Source organism: Sunxiuqinia elliptica, from assembly GCF_900113005.1.
Lineage (GTDB): Bacteria > Bacteroidota > Bacteroidia > Bacteroidales > Prolixibacteraceae > Sunxiuqinia > Sunxiuqinia elliptica.
In genome coordinates this window covers 207,464-233,907 of record NZ_FONW01000004.1, presented here as the reverse complement: position 1 = coordinate 233,907, position 26,444 = coordinate 207,464, and the positions used below count along the sequence as shown (strand labels likewise).

The following is a 26,444-nucleotide window of genomic DNA, read 5'->3' as shown; positions in this document are numbered from 1 at the left end:
CAGCCAATGTGCTTGACGTTGCGTTGATTAATTTAATTTGGTTTTCCATTCATTTACATCATCTTCTGGCACCGCCAACATTAATACTTTACGAGGTCTGGTCATACCAACATAAACAATTCTCAATTCTTCTTGATAAGCTGGCTTCAAAGTGCTAAAATCACGAGATAGCATATTTACGTAATTCATTCCAGCTTTTTTACCCAATAATAGAAGAACAGCTTCAAATGTTTTGCCTTTGGCGGAATGGACCGTACCAAAGTAAAAAGGGTGCACATCTCCATGATTCATATTATTTCCAAATAGTTCATCAATTTGAATATTTCCATTATCTATTTCTATTTGGAATTTAATTTTAAACTTAGAAAATAGTGTATTAGTCTCATTAATCCACTCATTGAGTGTTTTCTTTTTAGTCGTGGGCATCAATTCGATAAGCTCAAATAAATTATCTCTATGTTCTTTTATTCCGTTGTTGTCTATTAGCAACTGTATGAATGAGTTTGTGCAATAGAAGGTATTATTTTTAGGCTTGTTTATAGCTTCAATAATTCCTTTCTCTAATAATCTATAACCTTCTTTAAATTCACCATTCTCATATAAATGCTTGCCCTTTACAATATCTTTAACATGATAATTATTTGGTAACCATGGATTACTTGAAAACTCGAATTTGTCTCTTTGAACACCTAGAAACTGAGATTTAGATTGACCACGATATAATATGGCTACATTATCTTTGTTTATTTCAATTCCATTTTCTTCACAAGTGGCACAAAACAAACACATTATTTTGTCGAAACTGCTTTTACTTTCCTCGGGAGTTACAATCCAGTTCTGGGTGCCTCTTTTTTTCTTTTCTGGTTTATAACCAACAATTGAAGGTACATAGTCGTAGGTGGCAATTGACTTTGTCACCGCTTTAATTCTATCAAATGAAGATAAGAAATTTATGAATCTACAAATATTTTCAGAACTACGTCTATTTTCATTTAGTTCAATCTTTCCCCATTGATTATATTTTTCGTCAAAGAGCTCAGGGCGAGCGTTGTTCCATTCAAATATAGATTGGTCTCTATCACCTATTAACATAAAATTTCCTGCTCCTGAATTATTTAGAGCATCAATTATACCCATTTGAATATCATTAGTATCTTGTGCCTCATCTATGATAAAGTATTCAAACTGATTGGCTATGTTTTGAGCTACAAGAGGGTATTTCTGTAATATTTTCAATGCTATGTAATTTGCATCTGACTGATTTGCATATCCAACTTTAAATAGGTCATTTTTTGAATTAATGATGTTTTGGATATTACCATTTATTTCTCCTGATTTATTTAGATAAATCCATTTAAAATGAAATGCCTGATGTGGTGCAATCATAATTAGATTATCATTTAAATCAAAGGTCGTTTTATCAAAATACTGATGAGGGTCTCTCTCATAGCGATTGATACTCCAAGTAGAATAAGGTTCTCCAACTAGTTCAGGTCTTTGTTTACAGCCCATAACTAGATGACCATAAGGCATGAATATATATTGATTTATGAAACTGTCGAGTGTCCCTAAAAAATGAGGATAGCCAATTTTTTGTTTGACATCAAAATCTACTATTAATTTATCTGCAATCTCTTCACAAGCCACATTTGTAAAAGATAAAGCCGCAATTCCTTTATGTCTAAATTTTTTTTGAGCTAAAAGCTTTGACATTCTCGCTGCAACAGAGTATGTTTTTCCACTACCTGGACATGCTTTTACTACGACACAACCAGCGTCGTAATTTAAAATCTCCTTTTGGCTATCTGATAAATGACTATACATATTAAACTCCAAGAATTACCCAATTAAGTGCTCTCTCAATATAGTTAGGAACTTTAAACTTTTCTCGAATTTGGCTGCTGTTATCTAAGAAATAAACTAAATTTTCGGCAAGTGCAGATTTATCTTTGTTTGAATTTAACTTGCTTAATAAATCATGTGCTTTTGTTTCAATTGAAGCTGTTGAAGAGCAAAACACTGTTTGAGGGTGCATTTTTCTATAAATCAGCCGAATTAACCAACAATTGAAGCTGTCAGCAACCATTAATTCATACTCAAATGTATTGCTAGCAAGCTCAACTTTTAGATTTCCTGCTGATAGTTCTGTGGCAATTTCTGCTCTGTCAGAAATTTTATTGAATCTTTCGTGTAATACTTGCTTCACAAAAACTTCTTTATCTTGATAATCCCCTAAGTTCAATTCATCCTCTTCGTTAAAATTTACTATTCTATTTGTCGAATCAATAATTTCCTCGCCTTTAAGAATATGGTGTATCTTTTTCGCCTCTACTTTTGTAATCTCTTGTTCAACATCAATAAAATGCTTAGGTGATATTTGTCCTTTGTCATCATCAGTCAAAATAGAGCAACGTGAGTGCAATCTTTTGCTAGGTTCGTCCGAATTAAATAGTTTGGCAAAAGGCTCAAATGCGACACCATTTATATTGACGACCTCAATACCATTTTTGTCAATATCAAATGAATCATTTACTACCTTGGCAAAAACAGGTAGTAATAAAGCTTCGGATATGCCTTCAACAAGTATGGCTCCATTGGCAAAAAACAATTGAGATTTAGTTACATCCAAAAACTTTCGCAAATATGATTTATTCTTTGTGTTTAGTCCAGAGTTTTTTACGCGAAACGAAACAATATTATTTGGCGTCTTTTGTAAAATAATTAGATTATCGAGTTTTGATTTTGCTGTTATCGTTGGAGAATGAGATGTGATGAATATTTGTGCACCAAAGTCTTGTAGATGGTTTAAATAGTTGAAAAATGTATTTTGTTTGTGCGGATGGAGATGTGCTTCTGGCTCTTCAATTAATAATGCATAATAATGCTCAATCTTTTCTTTTCTGCGATTTTCGATATCACCTAAAACAGCAGAGGCAAGTATCAAGTTATTTTCTCCTAATCCATTTTGAGAAATATCAAAATATTTTTGTTTAAATAATTCTTCTCCAATTAGTTCATCAGAATAGACTGATTTTCTCGTTAGTACACCCTTTACAATATTTTCATACTTATATTCTAGAAATCTCAGATTAATTTTTGAAGTTTTTGAATTAATATCTGACTTTTCTAAATGCTCATTAATTGAATTTTCTCCAGTCTTTATAAGACCTGTCCAATCCTCATCATTAATTACATTTTCTAGCTTCTGAGCTAGTTCAGTTTTCTTAGCCATATCCAGATTAACCTCTTCGGGTTCTCCTTCTCCATTTTTCAAATATTTTGTAATTTCTTTGAATAATGATGTAACCTTATTTTCTCTGGCATATGGTTTAAGTTCTTGTTCTGCATTTCTTAAGGGAGCTAAATATGAATAATATATTTGTTGTGCTTCTTCTGGTTTTACCGGCTGTCCTTCGAGTTCGCCACCCCAAATACTCCATCTTAATACTTTGTTCCCTTTCTCATTTGTATCTAAAAAATATTTGAAATGAATTTGTATATTCTGGTTATCTGGATTATCAGCATCTTGAAACACCATTGAATTAAAATAAAATCTATCCTGTGCATCCTCAATTTTAAAAGTGAGGTCGAATTCTATAGGCTCTAATTCATCTGAAATCACCGTCGTGTCGATATAAAAGTCTTCGTCATTTCTTATTCCAATATCTCGCCATTGTTTACCTATACTTAAGCAAATACGTAAAGCATCTATTATTGCTGACTTACCAGCATTATTTTCTCCGATAATAATGTTTACTCCTTTATTAAATTCTAAGGTAATGTCATTAATTGACCTAAATTTTTTGATGCTTAATGTCTCTAAATACATGATTTTATATTAGGTAGTTTTTTGTTCTTCATAATCGAACTCTGGAGTAACACTTGCTATCCATCTGGTGTATATTTCCTTATGAAATTTATATTTTTCTATTAACCCAAAATCGAAGTTTTGCATGACATCAAATTCCTTAATTAGAAACAAGAAATTAGGATAGCCAAGGCCTTTCTTTAGTGAATTATACAAAATCAAGAAAAGCTCATCTGATGATAATTGTGCTCTCACAATTGAGGCATAAAATTGCTTTTCTTTTTTTTCAATAAGTCTATTTGTAAAAATGAACTTATAAACGTGATAGATATTCCTAAAGTAGTGACTAAGAAGTTGTTTGTATTCATTGAAATAGAAAGTATCGTAGGCTTCCATTAGCCGCGATTCTGCAACTTCTAATGTTTGTGCTTCATTAGGAGTACTTATAATCTGTCCATATTCATCTTGTTTATTTGTGGAATTAATATATTCAATTCTGTGATTCAAATCGATAAATGCTTGAGATAAGACTTCCCTTTTTTCCAGGTGTCTATTCTCTCTGAAACCACCACTTTTTTTAATGAAGTTGAGCTTGTCTATTATTTCATGATGCAAACTAAGTAATTGAAAAAAAGTATTTTCAAATCGTTGATTTTTTAAAGTTATACTTTGTTCCGTAAAAACTTTTCTTGTTTCTTCTAATTCAATTCTTTGTAGTTTAAATTCTTTAATTTGTTGTTGCAGAGCTTCTACTTGTGTTTCTAGTGTTTTCCTATTTATTTGAATATCTTTTTTTTGCTCTGTCAAGGCAACATAGAATAAAATTACTCCAGCTAAAGACCAAATTGATCCAATAATTCCACCGATAAAATCTCCAAACTGAGAGAATTTCTCCGAGTCAACAGCACTACTAAAGGAAATTGACTCTTCCCACAGGAAAAGAAAAATACCCGAAAAGAATAAGATAACTCCACTTGCTAATAATCTGATGCTATTTTTTTCTGATAGTATTTTCATTATAGGTTAGGAATTGTTTTTATTCAAAATTACGCACAAGGTGTGTGTAAGTGTTTGATATACTTATTTCTTATTACCGGTCAGTTTTTTTACTAGCTGTTATTGTTTGTTTTACCTCCCCGAATATATAAAATATGTTTATCAAAAGGAATGATTTCGAAATACAAGTTAAACCTTTCGCTGGTTCTGAGGCGGGCAGAAGGGAAGCGAGCTTGTTTCGGGTTAACTAAACTCACCCCTGAGTCTTTTCAATCCTGTCGGATTGTATCGACTCTTCCCCGCTCTTTTGAAAAAGAGGGGAAAGCCCACTGTGTGGGCTTTGGGAGTATGTTTAAAACTATTCGGATCGTGAGAATAGCAACTGGCCCTAGGCTGCTTTGTTGCTGTGAAGGCCTATTGCTTGCCGGAGGTTCGTCTGCCGATGGCTTCCAGTGCCGGAATCAGCAGTTCGGGTTCATCGGTTTGGATGATGTTGGCCTGGTATTTTAAAAGGTTATCGAGGGCTTTCTGCAGGCTTCCGGAACGTATGATGGAATCCTGAGTTCCGAGGGCATTCAGGCAAATGCGGGCGCCATGGTTTTGGATCAATTGGCAAACTTCTTCGGTGTAAAACGAATGGTCGATATGCACCACCGGCGGTTTGAAAAGCATGAGGGCCGAGTCGGCCATTTGATAGGAGTAGGCACGGGGCATCAACATCGCGCCGGGCTGCCTGTCGCGCACTTCCTGTAAGGCCAGGTAGTCGTTGTCAAAGAAAAAGATGTGATCCCAGGTGTCCGTTTGGGTAATGACATCAACAATGGGCTTGAGATGGCTGGTTTTGATGTCGATGTCAATCATGGCCTTGCCTTTGACCAGCAGCAGCGCCTCTTCGAAAGTGGCTATTCGCTCGTTGGTCAGGGTACCATCCGGCATCTCCAGCCGAAATTGTTGCAGGTCCTTCCAGGCATAAGCTTCCGGATCTCCGGTCCCATTGGTTGTGCGGTCAATGGTTCGGTCGTGGTTTATAACGACCACACTGTCGGTAGTTACTTTCACATCCAGTTCAATGATATCGACGCCCAGGTCAATGGCATGCCGGATGGCCGGAAGCGAGTTTTCGGGGTAACCATTATGGGCCGCGCGGTGGGCAGCCACCATCACATAGCTGGAGCTTGGATTGTGAAATTCGGCCAGAATATGCGCTATGGGCTGCTGTGGTTTGCAGGACCAAATCGTAAGAGCAAGCAGGACTGCGAGGCGGAGAACGGAACTTTTAAGAAAAGGGCGCATATTTTTTTAGTTGTTGGATTGATGACGTTTCATGATTTCTCGCCAGGTGGTGAGCACAATGCCGTGATCTTCAAAAAACCGGATGACCTCCGGATCGGAAAACATCTTGGCTTCCCAAACCCGCTGTTGCCACGAGCCGGTAATGCTTTTAAGGTGGTCGGTTTCAATGGACGGATGAAAGATAATCTCGGTAAGCCCGGGATCGAGCGCGTTGACCAGCTGAAAGAAGTTGGCCTTCTTTTCTTCGTAGCTTGATCCTTTGGGCACACTGGTAAAGTTGTCGAGCTTCGGAAGTTGGTAAGCGGCCAGCTGGGCAATGGTTTCTTCTGAAATGGGATAGCCGGCTTGCTTGTAGTAGGCGGCCACCTTGGGGTTGGAGAGGTCGATGGCATTTGCCGGAATCTGGTATTCCTGCGCCACTTTCAAAAATACGGTCAGAAATTTGGCCGAGCCATAGAGTGTTCCCATGTGCGTATCGATATGCGTTGGTTGGTACCCAAGCGCAAGCATGCGATCAATCTGCGCGCGAATCTCTTGTTCCACCTCTTCGGGACTGGCATGGCGAACCACATCAATGACTTCGGGCCAAAGTTTTCCCTGGGGATCAATCAATCCGGGAACTTCAGCAGCCACAGCCAGGGGCCCCCAGCGATAGCTTTTCCACTCACTGGTCAGCGTCAGGTGAACACCGATGTCGGCCTGTGGGTGTTTCTTAGCCCAGGCCACCATTTCTTCTGCGTTGGGGCAGGGCATCATCACGGCCGCCGATTGAACGTGGTTTTTCAGGGAATAGGCCATCACCGCGAGGTTGGCTTCTTCACACATTCCGGCATCGTCGGAGTGCAGCAGCAGGATCTTTTTTCCTTTGGGGAATCCCAGCTTTTCGGCATTGGTTGGTGCTGAACTTTGGGCGGTCGAGGTCTTGCCTGCAGCAACTATGGCCGCCAGGAATACACCAGCTAAAAGCATTCGACCTGTTTGTTGTAAGGAGTTGGCTCGTTTCATGATGCGCTTATTTTTGTTGGTTGTTTTGATGTGGATTTTCGAGGTAGTAAAAATGCCCGTCTTCCGCTCCAATTAAAAGATCGGGGATGCCATTCTTGTCCCAATCAACAAGGGTTGGCGAGGTGGTGTGTCCAGCCAGCCGGTGCTTGGAAACCGGGCCCATGTCTTCTAGAACTGTCCGGCCGTTTTGGACGCCTTTGTTCCGCAGGAAATTAACGTTTACGCTATTGACCAAGAGGTCGGGCAAGCCATCGCCATCCCAGTCGGTGATGCAGAACTTCCTGCGTCCGGAGCCTCCGGCCTCCCCGGTGTTGAGGCGTAGTAAGCCATCTTTGTCATTGGTAAATTTATCATTGAAGGCTTGTCCTTCAGCAGCGGTGAACAGGCGTTGCCCGGGTTTCAGGTGAAGTTGGCCGTTCTCTTCATAACGCTCCCAAAAGCAAAGGTAGCCTTCGTGATCCAACATGATGAGGTCCATCAGTCCGTCCTGGTTCCAATCGTAGCCAAGCGGTGTCGTGCGCCATTGGGTTGCCAGGGTGTTTCCTTCCGGACTCCACCAGTTCCAAGCCGGCTTGGGATTGTCGCCTGGCCAGGCAACTTCCAGCGGTTGCGAAGCGGCCAAAGCCGGTTTGCCGGGAACGCCAATGTTTTTGAACCAGCCAACTTTCCCCCAAATGGAGTTGTAAAGAATATCAAGCAGCCCATCGTTGTCCCAGTCCACCACGGACAGTGTTGTATAGCCCCATTTCTTTTCGGCAGGCCCTTGGATGGAGCCGTTTTCTCCGGCTTGAATAAGAATGGTTTTGCCATCGGCCTGAAGGTACTTGGGCTCGGCCCATTGAGGTGGATTTCCGCCATCGAGGTTTTCGATGAATCCAATGTGCCCGGCGGTGTTCCCGCAAATTAAGTCCTCATCGCCATCCTGATCCCAATCCACGCTATAGGGCGTAACCAGTGCGCCGAATTTTAGGTGTTGTGCTTCCTGGCGCAGGTATTCCGGCTTTTGAAAGATCGGGCCATCGGAATTGGTTTTTCCGGTATTTCGAAGATAGACCACGCGCCCGTCTTCAATGCCTACAACCAAATCCATGTGTCCGTCCTGGTCCATATCGGCTGCAGTGGGCACGATCATTTCCAAATCCAAGTGAAGTACTTCTCCGTCGATTTTCAGAAACTTAGGCGTGGCATAGTTTGGATGCTTGCGTGTTCCTGTATTCTCAATCCAGCTTAAGCGATCGACAAATTCTCCAAGAATCAAATCCAGATCACCATCGCCATCAAAATCTTCGAAAAGCGCCCCTGAAATGCTGTAATTGTCAATCGGTTGGCCTCCCGCTAAAACAGGAACGGGCTTTTTATACGTATTGGCGGCTTCCTGCTCGATGAGGTAAACGGTTCCATGCAGCGGGCCGTTGGTCCAAATACCTGCTTCATTAAAGGCATTGTCCCAGCCGTAGTCCGTCCAATCGTCAATAGCAAGGATTAAATCCAGATCGCCATCCAGGTCATAATCAACCTGACGCCAGAGGTTAAAACGGGCCTTCTTGACAAGGTGCTTGTAAAAGCTTTCCGAAATGATGGTATCTGGCTTTTGAAAGAAGGAATGCTTAAAATCGCGGTAAACAACACCGGGAGTCATGGCCATGATTTCATTGTCGATCACCGATAGTTGCAGGTTTCGTTTGCTCTCAGCCAACCAAACAGGGGCTTTAAACAGCAGCTCGTTTTGATCGTCCCCATTGTTCTCAAAATACCAAAGCCCGTTGAAAGGCTTATCAGGGCAATTAACCAGTAAGTCGAGGTCTCCGTCGTTGTCAAAATCAACCGGAAAAGGCCAGGCCCACAGCCCGACTCCAAGGTCGGTATGCAGGTCTGTATGGTTGTATTGAACTCTAGTAAGCTGATTGGACTCATTGGGTTGAGCCCCGCAAATGAGAGTCAGCACAACACAGCTTATGAGAAAAAATCCTTTGAGAATAATCGGTTTATTGGTTTTCATTGCGTCGGTTCTAAGCGGATTTTAACGATTGGGCCATTGTCCGTTTTTAATGGGTTTGGTGCTTAATTTTTTGGGATCGACCACCACATGCTTGATTAGCTTTCGGTTCCAGGTGTAGGTAATGTGAATCATGCCATCCCGGGTTTGAATGACGGCCGGATAGGAATATTCAGAATCCGGATCGGAATCGTTTTCAAGCAGAACGGCTGCTTCCCAGTTGATGCCATCTTTGGATACAGCTAGGTTGAGGATGTTGCGATCGCCCCATGATTCAGCCGGACGGACGTGGTTGTAGATCAACACATGTGTGCCATCGTTTAAGGTAACGCCATCAATGCCCGAGTTGGGGTTGGGCAGGTTGATGGGAGTTAAGGGGGTCCAGCTGCGGCCGTTATCTTCCGACCAGGTCGATAAAATCTGCTTATTCTGACTGCGGCACAAAGCCTGCAGTTTGCCATTCGGATGAATCAAGATGGTTGGCTGGATAGCTCCAACTTCTTTACCGTCATTTAAGGATTTGGTCCGCTCCCAGGTTTTTCCCATATCCGAAGTAATTTCCATGTGCACCTGCCAGCCGGTAAGCTCGGTGCTTGAAGGGCAGAGCAGATCGCCATTGGCTAAGCGTACCGGTTTGTTTTTGATGGGCCCCCAGATTTCTTCGGGCAGGTGCTCGGGTGTCGACCAGCTTTTCCCATGATCCGTTGAGCTAATTACTTCTCCCCACCAGTCGGAACAGTTGGGGCCTTCTTTGTAAAAAAGCTCGATGGAATTACCCGTATTGAATAAAACCGGGTTCCAGGTAGGATAGCGCAGGTCTTTGTGCTGAATGCCGTTGGCCACTTCCTTGGGATTAGTCCATTTGCCGTTAGTCCAGCGGCTCACCCAAATCCCCACATCGGGGTCTTTCTCGGCAGTGCCTCCAAACCAGGCAGCAATGAGTCCTTCATCGGTTTGTTCAATGGTGGAAGCATGACAACTTGGAAATGGAACGTCAGCGGACTGGTAGATAAATTCTGATTTTACGATGGCTTGATCGCTATTGAATAAGCTTTGTGCAATGCCCGAAAATGTCGTAAGCAACAGGGCTAGGATTAGCAGGTGTTTCATTGTTCAGTTTATTAATCAGTTAAACAGATTGAGTTTGTTTCTTGTTGAATAGCTTCATACTCAGAAAGCCAACAAGGAAAATAACGAGCGTACCAATAACAATGGTTAGATTACTATGGAAAGGGCTTCGAAAAGCCAAGAGATCTTCATCATTGAAATAGAGGGGCGACAGGCTCATCCAAACGATCACCAGAACACCCAAAATAACCCCAATGAGTGCGTCAATGTTGCGTACTTTTTTCGACATAAATGCCAGTAAAAAAAGGCCGAGCATGCCGCCGCTAAAAATGGAGGCTAAGGACCACCAGGCATCCAGAACACTTTCAACACCAACAAGTGTCAAGGAGATAATGACCCCAAGGCTTCCAAAAACGATCGATGAAATGTAAAGCACAGTCATCGATGATTTCTCAGAGGCTTGCTTGTTGATGTAGCGTTGGTAGTAGTCGGACAAAACAATGGTGGCGGTGCTGTTCAAGCTGGTTGATACCGTACTCATTCCAGCCGCAAAAATAGAGGCAATGAGCAAGCCAGTGATGCCACGGGGAAGCCCATTCACAATGAAATAAGGAAATACCTTGTCGCCGGCACTGGGATCTTGCAGTTCGGCGGGTAAGAGGTTGGGCTGGGCGGTATAGTACGAATACAAGGCGGTTCCGATGTAGAAGAAGACCAGCGAAACAGGAACATACAGTAAGGCGCCAAATAAAGCCGATGATTGGGCTTTTTTATTGGAGCTGGTAGTCATGTAGCGCTGAACAAAGTTTTGGTCGATGCCATAGTTTTGCAGGTTGATAAACAGTCCGTAAATGAGCACAACCCAAAAGGTGGAGTCGGCCAGACTGGAGCCAAAGCTGCCCAAACTAAGTTTATCGTTGGCTGCAGCAATTTCAAATACCTGTGCCGGCCCTTCCGGCATGGAAAAGGTTAACACAGCTGCACAAACCAAAGCTCCAATAATCAGGATGATTCCCTGAATGGCATCGGTCCAGATCACCGCCTGAATTCCTCCCATCATGGAATAAACGGTCACAGCAATGCCGGTGACAATGATGATGGTTTTGATGTTCCAGCCAAATAAGGCGTTGAGGGGGAGTGCCAAGAGTAGCAGAATGGCCCCAGTTCGCATCATTTGCGTTAAAATGTAACAGGTTGAAGCATAAATGCGGGCCCAGCTCCCAAAGCGTACTTCCAGATAGTTGTAGGCTGAAATGCTGCCAAGGCCGCGGTACAGCGGAACAAAAAAGCGGGACGCAAGAATCGCAGCCACCGGGATGGCAAAGCTAAAAACCAAAGCATTCCAGTTGGACATATAGGCTTTGCCGGGCAGTGCCAAGAAACTAATGCTACTCACAAAAGTGGCAAATATGGACATGCCCACTACCCAGGCCGGCAACTTGCCTCCGCCGGAAGTAAACTGATCCGATGTTTTATTTCTTAGGAAAAAGCTGGCTCCAAAAATGACGTTTCCAAGGGTTATAATGATAAAAACAATCAGGTCGATAACCGGTAAGTTCATAAGTCGTTTTTTAGTTGGGTTGGTTTATACCATTTAGTTCTTGCTTGCCATTTCCTGTAGGTTGGCTGCCAGCTGCTTTTGTTGTTCGGGGCCAAATTGCCGGAAAGGCATGGCAACAAACCCATTGCAGATTCCCATGATGGAAAGGGCACATTTAATACTCTTAATGTACTTTGAACCTTCATGCCCGACATTGTAAACCTTATCTTCAATTTGAATGATTTTTTCGCGGAATGCAGCAATTGCTTTCGGATCTTTCTTTTTGCTGGCATCGTATAAGTCAACAAAAAGTTGGGGAAAGAGGTTGGCTCCTCCCGGAACAGCACCATGCCCGCCATTGATCATTGTTTCAGGAATGAATAGTTCAGTTCCTACAATGATAGAAAATTCAGGAGAATCTTTAAACTCTTCGATTAAGGAGTACAGGTAGGCCAAATCGCCTGAACTGTCCTTGATTCCTATAGCTCCCAGCTCTTTGGCTTTTCTTACTGTGTTTAACGACATATGCATTTTAGTACAAGAAGGCATATTGTATAACATAAAAGGTAGTGGAAGCAATGGAACCAGGTAGCGTAGGTAGGCCACCATTTCTTCCTGCGACATGGGAACGTAGTAAGGGGTTGAAATAACAAGGGCATCGGCTCCTGCTTCATAAGCTACTTCGGCAACTTCCAACGATCCGGTAATTGAGGTATCCGTAATTCCTACTACTACCGGAATACGCTTATTAACTAGTTGGCAAGCTTTTCTTACAAACGCTTTTCGCAGCTCATAACTTAAGTTGGGACCTTCGCCTGTCGTTCCCAACAGAAACACGCCATGAACACCGCCAGCAATGAGGTGTTCAATCAACTTCTCCAATCCTGCTATGTCCAGTTCGGTATCGCTAAGCAGAGGGGTTACAATTGGTGGGATCACTCCGGTTAATGGTAATTTCATATTGATTTAAAAAGGTGTTAAAGCTTCTGTTAAAATAATTGGGGATTTTGCAATCCATGTATACAAAGGAACTGCAATCAGCAACCAATTGCTTAGTGTATCTTGTTTGTTTTACATTGAATATTGACCTGAACCTTTCCAATAATTGCCTATATTTGTTAGGAACGGTTAAAAAAGTGTATTATGGAATTTGTCTATGAAAAGATCTTTGTTCCCCACAAACACTCCTTCATCACCCGGCGTCTTCAAATGGATCCCAATTCGGATCAGATGCATTCCCATAAAAATTTTGAGCTAAACCTGATTACCGAAGGGGCAGGCCGACGGATCGTGGGAAACCATATTTCGAGTTATACACCCGGCGATTTGGTCTTGCTGGGACCCAATATTTCACATTGCTGGGAGGTCTTGGAAACGGAAAAGGATAAGGAGCCGGAATGCATTGTAACACACTTTTATGAGAACATCATCAGTTCTGATTTTTTCAATATTCCGGAATTGGAAGATGTCATTGAACTGCTGAAAAAGGCAGATAGTGGAATTTTATTTAAAGGGCCAAAAACAGAGCGGGTGGCAGCAACTTTAAAGCGAATGGTTGACTTGAAAGGGCTTGAACGTTACATTGGCCTGTTGAAGGTGTTTAATCTTTTGCTGAAGATTGAAGATCGTGAATTTCTGGCTTTACCTTCTTCGTTGCCCAGTTCGTATGATAAGGATCGGGATCAGATCAATAAGATCTACGAGTATGTTTTTCAGAACATTCAGGAAGGGATAAACCTGAAAGAGGCTTCGAAACTGGTTTTTATGGAGCCCAGTTCGTTTTGCCGTTATTTTAAAAAGAAAACCAATCAAACTTTTATGGAGTATGTGAAAAGTGTGCGGATTGGTATTGCTGCCAAGCTTTTGGCTGAGACGGATAAGCCCATTACCCAGATTTGTTATGAATGTGGTTATAACAATCTGGCAAATTTCAACCATTATTTTAAAGTTATTATGCAAAAAACACCTTCTGAATACCGAAAGGACTTTAAGTAGTTGACAAAATCAACAGTTTAGTTATTGGCTCTCTTTAAAGGTTTTGACGTTATTGCACCAATTGTTGTTTGTCGTTTGTCTGAATTTATTTCTTAATTTATTCTGTTAATGAGCACGTTGGTGACGGGTTTGCTTTTCTACTTAATCCGGCTTAACTTCCTCAAGTTAATATTGTATTGAAAACAGCCAACAAATGTGAGGTTTAGGAACGTAATCTTTTGTTTTTTTGATTGTTCCCGATTTGCTGGCTATTTTTTAAAGTAAAAGAAAACAGCTTAATTTTTATCGATATGATTTCAGCAAAAGCCATAATTTTTGATATGGATGGGGTATTGGTTGATAGTGAACCGCATCATATCCGGTCGGAAAGACGGATGTTTGAAAAAATGCAAATCCCGATCTCGCAGGAAGAGCATGCTCATTTTATGGGAACAGCCACCGATGTGATGTGGTCCAGGATAATTGAGAATAAGCAACTTGATCTGGAGTTGGAGGAAATGGTGGCTATGCAAAACCGGGAAACTCATTTGTATTTTTCGGGGTTACCATACATGGAACCGATGTCAGGTTTAGTTTCGTTTCTAAAACAGATCAAGAAACAAGGAATACCGATGGCTGTGGCTTCATCATCCAGCGTGGGAACCATTGATATTGTTATGGAGAAATCGGGTTTGCGGAGTTTCTTCGAGCATGTTGTAAGTAGCAGTGTTGTTGGAAAAAGTAAACCAGCACCTGATGTTTTTTTATATGCGGCACAGTTGCTGCAAACACCACCGGAAGACTGCATGGTGATCGAAGATTCAACAAATGGTGTTCGAGCCGCGAAGGCCGCCGGCATGTATTGTGTGGCCTACGCCGGTGCCAGCAGCGAAGGACAAGATCATTCCTTAGCTGACCGGATTATTTACGATTATGCTGAACTTGAGGAACTCGTGACGACAGTAATCGATCGAGGATCCTGAGCAATGAATTGACAACCTAATCATAACTGAATGAAACAACTATTCTCCGATTTTTACTGGATCAACCCGCCTGATGAGTTTTCGATTGAGGAGCAAGAGGTTTGTTGGCAGACCAAACCGCAGACTGATTTGTGGCAACGTACGGGTTATGGCTTTCGGCACGATAGTGCTTCGCTTTTCGTAACGGAGGTCACCGGCGACTTTTCATTCCAGTTAAAAACAGCTTATCCTAATGCGGAGTCTTTGTACGACCAGTGTGGGATCGTGATGTATCAAAATAGCGAGCAATGGCTGAAAGCTTCGGTTGAGCTCATTTCCCGGGACCATGCGCATTTGGGAGCCGTATTGACGCAACAGGGGTATTCGGATTGGAGCAGTACTGATATTCCTGCTTCGGAGAGGGAGATGTGGTACCGCTTGAGTCGGCGCGGCAATGATTTTTATCTTGAAAATTCGGAGGATGGAAAGTTGTTCAAACAAATGCGTCTGTTCCATTTTAAGTTGGAAACAATAAAAGCCCGAATTGGTGTTTATGCTTGCAGCCCCACATCCGGAAGTTTTCAAGCTTCCTTTTCTGAATTTGAGCTCGGCCCATGTACCTGGAACCTGAAATAGATCAAACAAACACCTAAACTTCAATACCATGAATCGAACGAACTGGTTAAAACAAAGTGGCATGATCATTCTTTTAGCATTAATAACAGGTGCTGGACAGCAATTGAAAGCACAGGACAATATGTTGTGCCAAGGACGTTATTGGACCGAAGATGAAGGTGCAGAAATGATGGCTATATTTCAGCAGGAGTGGCATGATCAGGCTTCGTGGGAAAAGCGGGCAAATCGTATTAAACAAGGGCTTATCGAAGGCATGCAGCTGGATCAAATGCCTCCCAGAAGTAGCGAGTTTAACGTTCGAATAAGCCATGCACGGAAAATGGATGGCTATTGGGTTGAAAATATTGTACTGGAGAGTTTTCCTGGCTTTTACATTACTGGTAATTTGTACCGACCAGTTGACTTGAATGGAAAATGTGCAGCTATTCTTTGTCCGCATGGACATTTACCTGATAAACGATTAAAAGAGGATGTACAAACCCGGGCGGCAGCATTCGCGCGGATGGGGGCGGTGGTGTTTGCTTACGATATGGTTGGTTTTGCCGATTCGAAACAGGTCACGCACGATATTCCGATTGCCTTGGTTTTGCAAACATACAACAGTCAGCGCGTGTTGGACTACCTTTTATCGCGAGCGGATGTGGATGCCGAGCGCGTAGGGATAACCGGAGGCTCTGGTGGTGGAACACAGTCTTTTATGTTGACCGCTATTGACAATCGCATAACAGTGGCTGCTCCGGTGGTTCAGGTGTCAGCCCATTTCTTTGGCGGTTGTGTCTGCGAAAGTGGAATGCCGGTACACAAAAGTGCTGATCATCAGACCAACAATGTGGAGATTGCTGCTCTGTGCGCTCCTCGTCCCTTGTTGCTCATCTCCAATGGAGCCGACTGGACCCGAAATACCCCAGCTATTGAATTCCCTTACGTCAAACGTGTTTATGAGGCTTATGGTGTTCCTCATCGGGTGGAGCATGTACACCTGCCGCTCGAGAAACACGACTATGGCCCCTCGAAACGTGCTGCTGCCTATAACTTCTTTGCACACCACCTTAAACTGAAATTGAACAAGCTACCCTATAAGAATGGTTTTGATGAACGTTTCGTGCATGTCTTTCAACCTGACGAATTACGGGTTTATTCAGCCGACAATCCATTGCCTGCAAATGCCTTGAAAGGCAACCAGGCGGTGATGGATTACCTGGGAATTTGGGGAACAGATTCGAAATAACGAATTGCAAGCTAATCAACTAAACGGATTATGGAAAATTCAAGGTATTACTTGGGAATTGATATTGGAGGAACTAAATGTGCGGTGGTGGTTGGCAATGCCAAATTTGAAGTGCTGAAGAAGGTGCAGTTTCCAACGCGAACACAGGAGCGAGGTTATGAGGAAGTACTGCAGGAGTTTCATCGTCATATTGAGAACCTGTTTACGGCATTCCCGAAAGATCAATTTGTAAGCATTGGAATCAGTTGTGGAGGCCCTTTAGACTCTGTTCAAGGGGTGATTAAATCGCCGCCGAACTTGCCGGGATGGGATGAGGTTCCCATTACCGATTGGTTTCGCAAGCAATATGGTATTCCGACTGCCTTGCAGAATGACGCGAATGCCGGCGCATTGGCTGAGTGGATGATGGGAGCAGGTCAGGGAGCACGTAACATGGTGTTTCTGACTTTTGGGACGGGTATGGGTGCTGGCTTAATTTTGAATGGGCAGCTTTACGCCGGAACCAATGACTTGGGCGGTGAAGTTGGGCATATCCGCTTGGCTGATCAAGGTCCTGTTGGCTTTGGAAAGGCTGGATCGTTTGAAGGTTTTTGCAGTGGCGGAGGAATTGCCCAGCTGGCTCAAAAGATGGTGCGCGACAGCTGGGAGCAAGGAAACGATGTTGCCTTTTGTCGGAATGAGGAAGAGTGGGAAGGCCTGGGTGCAAAAACGGTTGCTTTAGCTGCGGCTGAGGGAGATGCTTTGGCGCTGGATATTATTCGGATTTCAGGAGAATTCCTAGGGAGAGGATTGGCTGTATTGGTTGATATTCTGAACCCGGAGTGTATTGTTATTGGCAGCATTTATGCGCGAAATGAATCGCTGTTCAAGCCCTTTGTTGATCGAATTTTACAGGAAGAGGCCATCCCCGGAGCTTGGCGTGTTTGCCAGGTGAAACCTGCCGCTTTGGGTGAAGCTATTGGCGATTTTGCGGCCTTGTGTGTGGCCATTTACTCCAACCAGCAAATGTCAGCCGAATGAATGATCATCCTGCCTTAAAAGAGCTGATAAACCGTTATCCGGAGTTGGAATCGCAGGGGCCTGCTATTTCCGAGGCAGCTTCTTTGTTGGTTCACTCTTTTCGGCAAGGAAACAAGCTGTTGTTGTGCGGGAATGGCGGAAGCGCTTCGGATACCAATCATCTGGTAGGCGAATTGGTTAAAAGCTTTGAGGCCAAACGGCCACTATCAACTTCCTTTCAGCATAAATTGAAAAAAATGGATGAGCAGCGGGGCACTTTTTTGGCTAAAACCCTGCAGCAAGGTGTGTCAGCCATTTCATTAGCCAGCAACACCGCTTTATTGACGGCCATTAGCAATGATCTGTCGGGAGACCTGATCTATGCCCAACAAATCATGGGATACGGACAAGCCAACGATGTGCTGCTGGCAATAAGTAGTTCCGGTAATTCCCGCAATGTGCTCGATGCCTTGCTGGTAGCTCGTGCCAAGTCGTTAAAAACAATTGGGTTGACGGGAGAAACGGGGGGCCAAATGGTTGCTTGCTGCGATGTACTAATTCGTGTTCCGGCTACTTCTACACGCTTGGTTCAGGAATATCATCTACCCGTTTATCATACCATTTGCCTGCTCATTGAAAGCGAGCTATTTGGCTCTGAAGTTTCAGAATTATAGGTATTCACCTGTCTGCAAAGTATTGATGCATCGTTTTCTTTTTCTCTATGAGAAGATGTTGTTAGAACTATTTTGATTTAAATACGGTATAAATGAAGTGAAAAGAAATTGCTAACGATTAAAGCTTTGTGATATGCCTATTTTTATGGATCGCCACGATGTGTCAGAAAACGTAACCGCAGCGCATGTTGCTCAGTTGCATCAGCAGGATTTAAAGATTCAGGACCAGTTTGGCTGTCGGGGATTAACCTATTGGTTTGACGAAGATCGAAAAATGGCATTTTGCTTGATTGAAGCACCTTCAAAAAAAAATATCATTGCCATGCACAATACCGCTCATGGCGAAGTTCCCAATCAAATTATTGAAGTTAATGCTCAGGTGGTTGAGTCTTTTCTGGGGCGAATTAAAGATCCGGTAAGTGAAACGGATGATCATTTAACGATCATTGATGATTCGGCCTTCCGTTTCATTATGGCAGTTGGGTTTATTATTGGTGAGGTAGGTGATCGTTACGGGCCAATGGAAGAAAGAGGGCTTTTAACTTGCATGCAAACACTGGGAGGAATTATCGCCAACTTTGATGGAACCATTGCAAGCCAGGAAAAAGATTATTTTTTGGTGTCTTTTCAGTCAGTTTCTCAAGCAGTTTTGTGTGCCCTTGAGCTTTATTCCACTTTTGAGACTTGGGCCGAAAATGCCCCTTGTGAGCGGGGACACCTTAAAATTGGGATTAGTGCAGGAGTTCCGGTTGAAGGAGAACGTCCATTCTTTGAGGATGTGATTGAGCAGGCCCGGAACCTATTCTTCATTGCCAGTGAACACATTGTGGTTTCTCATGAAATCAAGCGGCTTTATAAGCAGGAAAGCCTGAATACTTTTGTGGATGAGAGCTTGTTCCTGGTGCTCAGTCCAACAGAAGAGAAGTTTTTGACCCTATTGATGAATTACATGGAAGAAGCCTGGCAGAATCCCAACCTACAAGTGGAAGACCTTGGAAAGAACTTAGGCTACAGTAAGTCGCAATTGTACCGAAATATCGTTCGATTAACCGAGATGTCTCCCAATGCTTTCATAAAAAACTACCGTTTAAACCAGGCCATTGATAAGATTGGGAAAAAGGCCGGACAAATTGCAGAGATAGCCTATGAAACAGGCTTCAATAGCCCTTCTTACTTCGCAAAATGCTTTCACGAGCGGTACGGGATGTCGCCCTCTGAATACCAACATCGTAGCTTTTCCTAATTCTTCTTTAGCAGAAGGTTGTCTATCTTCTGTTTTATCTGCTTGATTCGCCTCAAGGAAGTTGAAGACGAGGATGGACAGCCTTTGCACCTTTTTCCTTAGCATTCTTGATTTTTCTGAACTTCCGAAGCAATTAGGCATCTGTTTTAGAAATAAAAAGACTTAAAAGTCTTAATATTTGGTCGAAATGTGATAGGTATCTGCTTTTGGACTGTCGTAACTTTGGTTGTAATCGGCTGATGAACAGCTTTGGTCATTATGGTATGCATCTTACATCCACGGATTTAATCACTCAAAAAAATAGGAATAATATGGAAAAAAGTCTATTCGAACGTCTGGGAGGGACCGATGGGATCACTCAAATTGTAGATGATGCAATTGATGCGCATATGAATAATCCGCAGGTTAGCGCTCGCTTTTTACCCTATCGGGAAATGCCGGAACAATTGGCTCTGGTAAAGAAACATAGTGTTGAATTTTTTAGCGAAGGGAGTGGAGGCCCTACGAAATATTCAGGAAAGGATATGTCTATAGCGCACCGGGGAATGAACATTAGCCCGGCGGAATACATGCATGTGCTCGATGATATTCTGGAAACATTGGATAAGCATAAAATTGATGAAGGGACGAAAAAGGATGTACTATCGATTTTGTGGTCGTTGAAAGATATGATTATTGCGCAGTAATTGGTAATCGTGAAAAAGGGAATAAAATGACACGTAAAGTAGTTGAATTGGATCAGGCTGTCGTCGAGCAGTTTGCTGCTGGAGTTCGGGGGGGAGTTGTGCTCCCGAATGATCCAGACTATAGTGAAGAATGCAAGGTATTCAATGGGATGATTCATAAGCATCCGGGAATGTTTGTTAAATGTGTTGATGTTGCCGATGTAATTTCGGCCGTCAATTTCGGTCGCGATCAGGACTTGTTGGTGGCGGTTCGCGGAGGAGGTCACAATGCCGGAGGTTTAGGCGTTTGTAACGATGGTTTGGTCATTGATTTGGCGGGACTCAAATTTGTGCGAGTTGATACTAAAGACAACACCGTGAGGGTAGGAGGTGGCAATGTGTGGGGAGAAGTTGATCATGCCACGCATGCGTTTGGATTGGCTGTTCCGGCAGGAATTATCTCAACAACCGGAGTGGGCGGATTAACACTTGGCGGTGGCGTTGGACACTTATCCCGCAAGTTTGGCTTAACAATCGACAGCTTATTGGAAGCCGATATGGTTTTAGCCGATGGCTCTTTTGTGACGGTCAATGCCAATGAACACCCCGATTTGTACTGGGCAATTCGCGGTGGAGGCGGAAATTTTGGTGTGGTTACTTCGTTTAAGTTTCAGGGACATCCGTTGAAAAATGTGTTTGCCGGGCCGACCTTGTGGCCGGTTGAGAAAACGGTTGAAATCATGGAATGGTATCACCAGTTCATACATCAGGCACCGGACGATTTGAATGGGTTTATTGCAACCATGATCATTCCGGGACCTCCATTTCCAGAGGAGTTGCACGGTAAAAAATTCTGCGGTATTGTGTGGTGTTACACCGGTGGAACCGAAAAAGCAAAAGACGTTTTTGCGCCTGTTTTGGCCAAAGAACCCCTCTTTGAGCATCTGGGAGAAATGCCTTACCCTATGCTGCAATCTTTGTTTGATCCCCTGTTAGGACCCGGATTACAATGGTATTGGCGGGCCGACTTTTTTGATGAACTGGGGCCGGAAGTGTGTCAAAGTCATCAGGAGTTTGGCTCCTCTATTCCAACGCCATTGTCTCAAATGCACTTGTATCCCATTAGCGGGGCGGCAGCTAAAAATGGCAAAGATGAAACGCCGTGGGCCTATCGGCATGCCAAATACGCCGGGGTGATTGTGGGGGTTGATCCGGAACCTGAGAAGACCGAACAAATCACCCAATGGTGTAAAAACTATTGGGAAGCTTTGCATCCGTATTCTTTGGGGGGCGCTTACTCCAACTTTATGATGGATGAAGGGCAAGACCGGGTGAAAGCGAGTTACCGGCAGAATTACGACCGCCTGGCGAAGATTAAAAAGAAATATGATCCGACGAACTTCTTCCGGGTCAATCAAAATATCCAACCAGCAAATTAGTCAGACCAAGTTAATAAGGAGCTAGCCAACCATCGGTAAAAAAGCCCTATGCCGATGGAATTGGCTAGTTGAAGGGAGGTGATGTGACGATCGGGTTTCCAGCTTCATTCAAACTTGTACTGAGCGGGTGTAGGCTTAGGAACAATTGATGACCTTGGTTTTGGATAAGCGATCGTGCCAGCCAGAGCCTTCAGACCCTAAAAATGAAAAGGGCTCAAAAGGAATAAATCGGCATAACGAACGAACCAGGATGGTGCTAATCTTAGGTTGCTCCCCATGCTCATCGACAACTTTGGTTTTGGTTATAAACTTTGCGGGAGTACGACCACATACAATTTCCAGAGTTGAATAGTAGATCATGCCGGCAATAACTCCAAGCGCATAATTAATGAGCCTGTTGTCTTCTTCAAAAATCCAGAGGGAGTCGGGAGAAAATAAAACAAGGATAAGTCCAAGTATAATTCCAAAAAAGAAACTGAAGATCAGGTAAAATACGAGGTCTATTAAGTAGTTGGCAAACCTTTTGCTTTGGCTCGCTGTCTGTTTTAAAATCTCCGTTTCCTGGGCTTTTAGTTCATGTTGAGCTTTTTGCTCTGCATCTTCTTCATAAAACTGGCAGGATAGCTCAACGTCTGCAGGAGCGTTAGTCAGTCCGCAAATAATTCCTTGCCGGGCATCAAAAGTTTGGTGTTTGCAAACCTTGCAGTAGCTGAGTTGCTCGTCTCTTGTCATCAGTTTACCCTTTCTAGTAATTTAAGTTGAATGATTTTATTGGTAAAATAACAGAAATGTCTGGATTAAATTAGTTTGTATTATGCTTATTTCCAACTGGTCATTTGTTTTTTTCGTAGAGGTCTAGAATTTGATTTGAGCACAACAAGGGCATGTTAGCTTTAATCCTTTCAATATCCCAGTTCCACCATTTCAACTCCAATAAACATTCAATCTCATGGTCTGAGAATCTTTTCTTGATTGGTTTCGCCGGATTTCCTCCAACAATGGTATAGGGTGCTACATCTTTGGTGACAATGGCTGCCGTGGCAATTACTGCACCGTCCCCAACGGTTATGCCGGGCATAATTATGGCCTTGGCACCAATCCATACATCATTACCAATAACGGTGTCGCCGGCTCTTTTAAAGGCATCTTTGGCGTCTTCAAACCCTTGGTAAAAGAAAGGGAAGCTGCTCACCCAATCGTGGCGGTGTCCTTGATTTCCGGCCATCATAAAGATGGCTCCATCGGCGATTGAGCAGAAATTACCAATCCTTAGCTGGTCAACATCATCCCGGTCAGGCATCAAGTATCGGGCGCAATCATCAAACGAGTGACCGCTGTAGTACCCTGAATAATAGCTGTAGTCTCCGACAATAATATTGGGATTGGTAACCTGATCTTTTAGTTGTTTACCAACGAAAGGCGATTCAAAGAAGTTCGTTTTCATGGGTTGCATTTTTTGCATGATCATATTTGTTTTTCGTGGGAGCGTTTTGCTCTGGACTTATTTTTAGGGAATTGGTATAATCTTTTTTGTAATTGTATGAAGGAAATTATAAGTCCGATTGCTATAAGTGGATATATTATAATAAGATCAGCTCGGATGAGGGGACCTTCTGTATTTTGTTTCCATGAATTCAAAAAAACAAATTCCCATAATAAATATGAGGTGATAAGGAGAATGGTAAGCCATTGTATTGTCGTGATTTGTTTAAGGAAAGCTTTCATATACTTATTTGGAGATTAAATCATTTGCCCGGTATAATTGCTTGTCTCGTTTCATAGTTATGATCTAGAATAGCGCGTTTTGAAGCACAACCCGATAAAAGTACAATTAGAAGAGTCGATGTAATCAGTATTAGGTTTCGCATATTATAGGATGTTTTTTACGCTGCTGAAAGTAGTAATAAAAACTTTATGTTGATATATCAGGCTTAGCTATTTAGCCGAAACTGATATTCTCTATCCAACGCTATTCATCGTCTATTACTCGAGCTGTAACTGCTCATCATGTTTTAAGCTTTTAACTAAAGAAAGACTCACAAGCACCAAGATAATTGCAAACGGAAATCCTGTTGAGATGGAGGCTGATTGAAGTGCCGTTAAACCACCTCCGACTAATAAGGCAATGGCAATAGCTCCTTCCATAAAAGCCCAAAATATTTTTTGTCCTTTGGGGGCATTCAGTTTTCCTCCTGCGGTCATCATATCGACAACCAAAGAGCCACTGTCAGATGAGGTGATGAAAAAAGTACCGACTAAAATAATGCATACAAATGCGGTGATTTCATAAAAGGGTAGGGTCTCCAGCATTTTGAAAAGTCCAATGGAGCTGTCTTGTGCTACAATGGATGCCAGATCCAAATTCCCATCCAGTTGCAGGTTAATAGCGGTTCCGCCCAGAACAGACATCCATAAAAATGAAAAGACAGAAGGTAAAACCAAGCCAAAAATGGCAATCTCCCGAATGGTTCTCCCCTTGGAAATCCGGGCAACAAAAGTTCCGACAAAGGGTGACCACGAAATCCACCAAACCCAGTAGAACATCGACCAGCCCTTAAACCAGCTTCCGGCGGTACCATGTTGATTTCGGAATAGGCTTAATTCAATCAAATCAGAAAGGTAGATCCCTAAGCTTTGTACAAACCCATCGATTAAGCGAACGGTGTTTCCTAAGATTAGCACAAATATAAAAACAATGAGGGCGATGATAATATTGGCATTACTTAGGTATTTTAGTCCTTTATTTAAGCCCGTTACAACAGAGATTGTCGCAATTAAAGTAATTCCGATAATAGAACTCACTTGTAAGCTGGTGTTGTTTTCCAAGCCAAAATATTCTGATAAGCCGGTACTGAATTGCAGTGCACCAAAGCCCAGTGAGGTCGCTAATCCAAATAGGGTGGCTAAAACCGCAATGACATCGATGAGATAGCCAGGCCATCTATTCATCCGATGGCCAAATAAGGGAATCAAGGTCGATTTTAATGATAAGGAAGTACCTTTATTAAAGGTAAAGTAGGCCAATGCAATTCCGAGTAACATGTAAATTCCCCAAACATGAAAGCCGTAATGAAAATAGGTGTTGCGAATGGCTAAGCGGGATTTATAAACATCGGAGGCCCCTTTAACAATGGGATGACTAAAATGCAGCATGGGTTCTGCTACACTAAAATAGACTAAGCCAATCCCCATTCCTGCTGAAAACAGCATGGCGACCCAGGAAAACTTGCTGAAGCTGGGTTTCGCATCCTTTCCGCCTATTCTGATTTTGCCATATTTGCTAGATGCCAGGTAGAGTACAAATATTAGGTAGTAATTTATGCTTAGCGAAATAAACCAACCAAAATTACGCGACATATAAGCCTGAAAACCTGAAAATACAGCTTCGGATTGTTCATTAAAAATGATCGTAAAACTGACAAATAAAAAGGTGATTATTGCTGCCGGAATGAAAACGGGCTTTGAGATATCAAAATACTTGTTCTTGAAATTATTCATTACTATTGCTTATGAGATTGAGAACTTCTGTTGATGATTTAAAATGCTTTTTCTTTACTTGAAACCTTTTAGGTGGAGTAGGCCAAAATGGAAATAGGAGCCTGAGCCGTTCTCTTCCTCATTTGACACTGAGAATTTGGAATAATTGTATGGGGAATGGCGTTTGTCGTAGTGAAAAACACATATTCACTTTTCTCGACACCATTTCCTTTAAGGTCTTTTTCTGTGCTGGGTTGGGGTTTAGCCAACGCGGCAGTTTGATCCATAAAAGCTGTTGTTAAAACAAATACTTAAATTTTTAATTGGCAGAAGTATTCTACGAACAAGTTTTAATACGGGAATAATCAGGTTGGTGTCCTGGTAAGAATGAATTAAATTGAATGCATATACCGCACAGTTCAAAGTGAAAAAACACTTTAAAGCTGCATCGTTTTCATTTCTTACACGATTGTATCGGAGCAAAACTGGTTAAGTATTAAAGCGCAGATAGAACCCATCGATGAGTTCTTATTAGAATTGATAAACCCCTCACTCCTCAACCATTTGTTACTTCATTACGGGAAGACAAATTCCACCTTGCGACCGATGGCCTATACTTGTATTGCAGAAATCTTCCCATAGAAATTTTGTCTTTCGTCATAAATAACCATTTTCAAAATGGTGTGCGAAATAACAAAATACATTCAAACTTTTATAATTTTTGAGACATTATCTGTTTGCGGACTAAATGTGTATGTCGTGTAAGTGGTTGCTATAGGTGGTTTTAGGTGCGATAAAAATATTTCAAAGAAAATGGTTTGTTATGGGAATGATGATTTGGTTATCGACTTAAGTCCCATTTCCGAAAAAGTTGAAATAAGCGTATGTAAGTTTCAATGCATCATTTTGTTTACCATGACATAGCTTATTGAACATTACCCAGCCATTGGCTAGACAGTCTTGACAAATCATTAAAAGATGTCGCCTGCTTGCCAGACGAACGCACCAACCAGCCAGAGGATGAAGCCGAGTGCCCGGACGATCTCAGCGACTCGCCGGAAGATGATGGCCAAGCGCCAGACGAACTCGCCGATGTGTTAAATGAACTCGGCGAGAAGCTTGAAGAACTCGCCAACCGTCAAGAAGTCAGTTCGCTAGAGCCGGACGAACTCCGCGACTGCCAAGAAGTCAGTCCGGAGGCGTTAAATTAACTCGCCGAATCGTTAGACGAAGTCCAGCAGCCTCTAAAACAGCTAAATCACCTAAAAACCATCGTTGAGCGCAAACCAAGCAATACCCCATTACAACCAAATAGGCTCTTTTTAATGATTTATGAAATGAATTATTATGATTTTAACCATTATCTTTAGTAGCCAAATGAAGAGCCTTGGAATAGCAATATGTAGTTGCAAGTACAGATACTGTAAGCTTCCCTGGCATG

At 42.5% G+C, this 26,444-nt stretch carries 23 protein-coding genes; 10 read left to right on the top strand and 13 right to left on the bottom strand.

Annotation, left to right across the window (positions count from 1 at the left end; genetic code table 11):
- Positions 1–27 precede the first annotated feature (27 nt).
- The 9 genes from BM156_RS10810 to BM156_RS10770 form a co-directional block, all read right to left on the bottom strand.
- A complete protein-coding gene (locus BM156_RS10810) occupies positions 28–1,836 on the bottom strand; it encodes an ATP-dependent helicase (protein WP_139218261.1) in 1,809 nt (602 codons plus the stop codon).
- The gene (locus BM156_RS10805) at positions 1,826–3,829 is read right to left on the bottom strand and encodes an ATP-dependent nuclease (protein WP_093919882.1); all 2,004 of its coding nucleotides are present in this window, start codon (positions 3,827–3,829) and stop codon (positions 1,826–1,828) included. The genes BM156_RS10810 and BM156_RS10805 overlap by 11 nt, the downstream gene beginning before the upstream one ends.
- Positions 3,830–3,838: 9 nt before the next feature.
- Positions 3,839–4,825 (bottom strand): putative phage abortive infection protein, encoded by a 987-nt coding sequence (locus BM156_RS10800; RefSeq protein WP_093919881.1) that lies wholly within the window; start codon positions 4,823–4,825, stop codon positions 3,839–3,841.
- A gap of 393 nt (positions 4,826–5,218) precedes the next feature.
- On the bottom strand, positions 5,219–6,097 hold the full coding sequence (locus BM156_RS10795) for a glycerophosphodiester phosphodiesterase family protein (protein WP_093919880.1): 879 nt from the start codon (positions 6,095–6,097) through the stop codon (positions 5,219–5,221).
- Positions 6,098–6,103: 6 nt separating this feature from the next.
- Positions 6,104–7,102 carry a polysaccharide deacetylase family protein gene (locus tag BM156_RS10790; protein WP_212733484.1) on the bottom strand — a complete coding sequence of 333 codons (999 nt, stop codon included), beginning with the start codon at positions 7,100–7,102 and terminating at the stop codon, positions 6,104–6,106.
- Positions 7,103–7,109: 7 nt separating this feature from the next.
- The gene (locus BM156_RS10785; protein ID WP_093919879.1) at positions 7,110–9,101 is read right to left on the bottom strand and encodes an FG-GAP repeat domain-containing protein; all 1,992 of its coding nucleotides are present in this window, start codon (positions 9,099–9,101) and stop codon (positions 7,110–7,112) included.
- A 21-nt stretch (positions 9,102–9,122) separates the two neighbouring features.
- A complete protein-coding gene (locus BM156_RS10780; RefSeq protein WP_093919878.1) occupies positions 9,123–10,208 on the bottom strand; it encodes a sialidase family protein in 1,086 nt (361 codons plus the stop codon).
- 19 nt (positions 10,209–10,227) lie between these two features.
- Positions 10,228–11,727: a sodium:solute symporter family protein gene (locus tag BM156_RS10775; RefSeq protein ID WP_093919877.1), complete on the bottom strand. Its 1,500-nt coding sequence runs from the start codon at positions 11,725–11,727 to the stop codon at positions 10,228–10,230.
- Between the two features lie 33 nt (positions 11,728–11,760).
- Positions 11,761–12,666: a dihydrodipicolinate synthase family protein gene (locus tag BM156_RS10770; protein WP_093919876.1), complete on the bottom strand. Its 906-nt coding sequence runs from the start codon at positions 12,664–12,666 to the stop codon at positions 11,761–11,763.
- A 183-nt stretch (positions 12,667–12,849) separates the two neighbouring features.
- On the opposite strand from BM156_RS10770, the gene BM156_RS10765 reads away from it, so the two are divergent.
- From BM156_RS10765 to BM156_RS10725, 9 genes are all read left to right on the top strand, one after another.
- Complete coding sequence (locus BM156_RS10765; protein WP_093919875.1) at positions 12,850–13,701, top strand: AraC family transcriptional regulator; 852 nt, start codon at positions 12,850–12,852, stop codon at positions 13,699–13,701.
- A 290-nt stretch (positions 13,702–13,991) separates the two neighbouring features.
- Positions 13,992–14,663 carry an HAD family hydrolase gene (locus tag BM156_RS10760; RefSeq protein WP_093919874.1) on the top strand — a complete coding sequence of 224 codons (672 nt, stop codon included), beginning with the start codon at positions 13,992–13,994 and terminating at the stop codon, positions 14,661–14,663.
- A 30-nt stretch (positions 14,664–14,693) separates the two neighbouring features.
- Entirely contained in the window at positions 14,694–15,278 is a 585-nt protein-coding gene (locus tag BM156_RS10755; RefSeq protein WP_093919873.1) for a DUF1349 domain-containing protein, read from the top strand.
- Between the two features lie 28 nt (positions 15,279–15,306).
- Entirely contained in the window at positions 15,307–16,506 is a 1,200-nt protein-coding gene (locus tag BM156_RS10750; protein WP_212733483.1) for an alpha/beta hydrolase family protein, read from the top strand.
- A 30-nt stretch (positions 16,507–16,536) separates the two neighbouring features.
- On the top strand, positions 16,537–17,526 hold the full coding sequence (locus BM156_RS10745) for an ROK family protein (protein WP_093919872.1): 990 nt from the start codon (positions 16,537–16,539) through the stop codon (positions 17,524–17,526).
- A complete protein-coding gene (locus BM156_RS10740) occupies positions 17,523–18,179 on the top strand; it encodes a D-sedoheptulose-7-phosphate isomerase (RefSeq protein WP_093919871.1) in 657 nt (218 codons plus the stop codon). Before BM156_RS10745 ends, BM156_RS10740 begins: the two co-directional genes overlap by 4 nt.
- A 133-nt stretch (positions 18,180–18,312) precedes the next feature.
- Positions 18,313–19,422, top strand: a complete 1,110-nt coding sequence (locus tag BM156_RS10735) for a nickel-binding protein (protein ID WP_093919870.1) — start codon at positions 18,313–18,315, stop codon at positions 19,420–19,422.
- Between the two features lie 311 nt (positions 19,423–19,733).
- Positions 19,734–20,108 carry a group I truncated hemoglobin gene (locus BM156_RS10730; RefSeq protein ID WP_093919869.1) on the top strand — a complete coding sequence of 125 codons (375 nt, stop codon included), beginning with the start codon at positions 19,734–19,736 and terminating at the stop codon, positions 20,106–20,108.
- Between the two features lie 26 nt (positions 20,109–20,134).
- Positions 20,135–21,526, top strand: a complete 1,392-nt coding sequence (locus BM156_RS10725; protein WP_093919868.1) for an FAD-binding oxidoreductase — start codon at positions 20,135–20,137, stop codon at positions 21,524–21,526.
- A gap of 135 nt (positions 21,527–21,661) precedes the next feature.
- Here the strand turns inward: BM156_RS10725 and BM156_RS10720 are convergent, their stop codons facing one another.
- The 4 genes from BM156_RS10720 to BM156_RS10700 form a co-directional block, all read right to left on the bottom strand.
- The gene (locus BM156_RS10720; protein WP_093919867.1) at positions 21,662–22,258 is read right to left on the bottom strand and encodes an RDD family protein; all 597 of its coding nucleotides are present in this window, start codon (positions 22,256–22,258) and stop codon (positions 21,662–21,664) included.
- A 100-nt stretch (positions 22,259–22,358) separates the two neighbouring features.
- Positions 22,359–22,970: a type B chloramphenicol O-acetyltransferase gene (gene catB, locus BM156_RS10715; protein WP_093919921.1), complete on the bottom strand. Its 612-nt coding sequence runs from the start codon at positions 22,968–22,970 to the stop codon at positions 22,359–22,361.
- A 539-nt stretch (positions 22,971–23,509) separates the two neighbouring features.
- The gene (locus BM156_RS10705) at positions 23,510–25,024 is read right to left on the bottom strand and encodes a BCCT family transporter (protein WP_093919865.1); all 1,515 of its coding nucleotides are present in this window, start codon (positions 25,022–25,024) and stop codon (positions 23,510–23,512) included.
- 68 nt (positions 25,025–25,092) lie between these two features.
- Positions 25,093–25,290 (bottom strand): hypothetical protein, encoded by a 198-nt coding sequence (locus BM156_RS10700; RefSeq protein ID WP_093919864.1) that lies wholly within the window; start codon positions 25,288–25,290, stop codon positions 25,093–25,095.
- A 702-nt stretch (positions 25,291–25,992) separates the two neighbouring features.
- On the opposite strand from BM156_RS10700, the gene BM156_RS10695 reads away from it, so the two are divergent.
- The gene (locus BM156_RS10695; RefSeq protein ID WP_093919863.1) at positions 25,993–26,214 is read left to right on the top strand and encodes a hypothetical protein; all 222 of its coding nucleotides are present in this window, start codon (positions 25,993–25,995) and stop codon (positions 26,212–26,214) included.
- Positions 26,215–26,444 lie beyond the last annotated feature (230 nt).

Excerpts from the sequence above, each read along its gene's own strand:
- BM156_RS10750 (WP_212733483.1), top strand. The coding sequence starts at position 15,307 with ATGAATCGAACGAACTGGTTAAAACAAAGTGGCATGATCATTCTTTTA.
- BM156_RS10705 (WP_093919865.1), bottom strand. The coding sequence starts at position 25,024 with ATGAATAATTTCAAGAACAAGTATTTTGATATCTCAAAGCCCGTTTTC.
- BM156_RS10800 (WP_093919881.1), bottom strand. The coding sequence starts at position 4,825 with ATGAAAATACTATCAGAAAAAAATAGCATCAGATTATTAGCAAGTGGA.
- BM156_RS10780 (WP_093919878.1), bottom strand. The coding sequence starts at position 10,208 with ATGAAACACCTGCTAATCCTAGCCCTGTTGCTTACGACATTTTCGGGC.
- BM156_RS10740 (WP_093919871.1), top strand. The coding sequence starts at position 17,523 with ATGAATGATCATCCTGCCTTAAAAGAGCTGATAAACCGTTATCCGGAG.
- BM156_RS10765 (WP_093919875.1), top strand. The coding sequence starts at position 12,850 with ATGGAATTTGTCTATGAAAAGATCTTTGTTCCCCACAAACACTCCTTC.
- BM156_RS10770 (WP_093919876.1), bottom strand. The coding sequence starts at position 12,666 with ATGAAATTACCATTAACCGGAGTGATCCCACCAATTGTAACCCCTCTG.
- BM156_RS10785 (WP_093919879.1), bottom strand. The coding sequence starts at position 9,101 with ATGAAAACCAATAAACCGATTATTCTCAAAGGATTTTTTCTCATAAGC.
- BM156_RS10735 (WP_093919870.1), top strand. The coding sequence starts at position 18,313 with ATGCCTATTTTTATGGATCGCCACGATGTGTCAGAAAACGTAACCGCA.
- BM156_RS10755 (WP_093919873.1), top strand. The coding sequence starts at position 14,694 with ATGAAACAACTATTCTCCGATTTTTACTGGATCAACCCGCCTGATGAG.
- BM156_RS10700 (WP_093919864.1), bottom strand. The coding sequence starts at position 25,290 with ATGGATCAAACTGCCGCGTTGGCTAAACCCCAACCCAGCACAGAAAAA.
- BM156_RS10745 (WP_093919872.1), top strand. The coding sequence starts at position 16,537 with ATGGAAAATTCAAGGTATTACTTGGGAATTGATATTGGAGGAACTAAA.
- BM156_RS10805 (WP_093919882.1), bottom strand. The coding sequence starts at position 3,829 with ATGTATTTAGAGACATTAAGCATCAAAAAATTTAGGTCAATTAATGAC.
- BM156_RS10720 (WP_093919867.1), bottom strand. The coding sequence starts at position 22,258 with ATGACAAGAGACGAGCAACTCAGCTACTGCAAGGTTTGCAAACACCAA.
- BM156_RS10730 (WP_093919869.1), top strand. The coding sequence starts at position 19,734 with ATGGAAAAAAGTCTATTCGAACGTCTGGGAGGGACCGATGGGATCACT.
- BM156_RS10775 (WP_093919877.1), bottom strand. The coding sequence starts at position 11,727 with ATGAACTTACCGGTTATCGACCTGATTGTTTTTATCATTATAACCCTT.
- catB (WP_093919921.1), bottom strand. The coding sequence starts at position 22,970 with ATGAAAACGAACTTCTTTGAATCGCCTTTCGTTGGTAAACAACTAAAA.
- BM156_RS10760 (WP_093919874.1), top strand. The coding sequence starts at position 13,992 with ATGATTTCAGCAAAAGCCATAATTTTTGATATGGATGGGGTATTGGTT.
- BM156_RS10725 (WP_093919868.1), top strand. The coding sequence starts at position 20,135 with ATGACACGTAAAGTAGTTGAATTGGATCAGGCTGTCGTCGAGCAGTTT.
- BM156_RS10790 (WP_212733484.1), bottom strand. The coding sequence starts at position 7,102 with ATGAAACGAGCCAACTCCTTACAACAAACAGGTCGAATGCTTTTAGCT.
- BM156_RS10795 (WP_093919880.1), bottom strand. The coding sequence starts at position 6,097 with ATGCGCCCTTTTCTTAAAAGTTCCGTTCTCCGCCTCGCAGTCCTGCTT.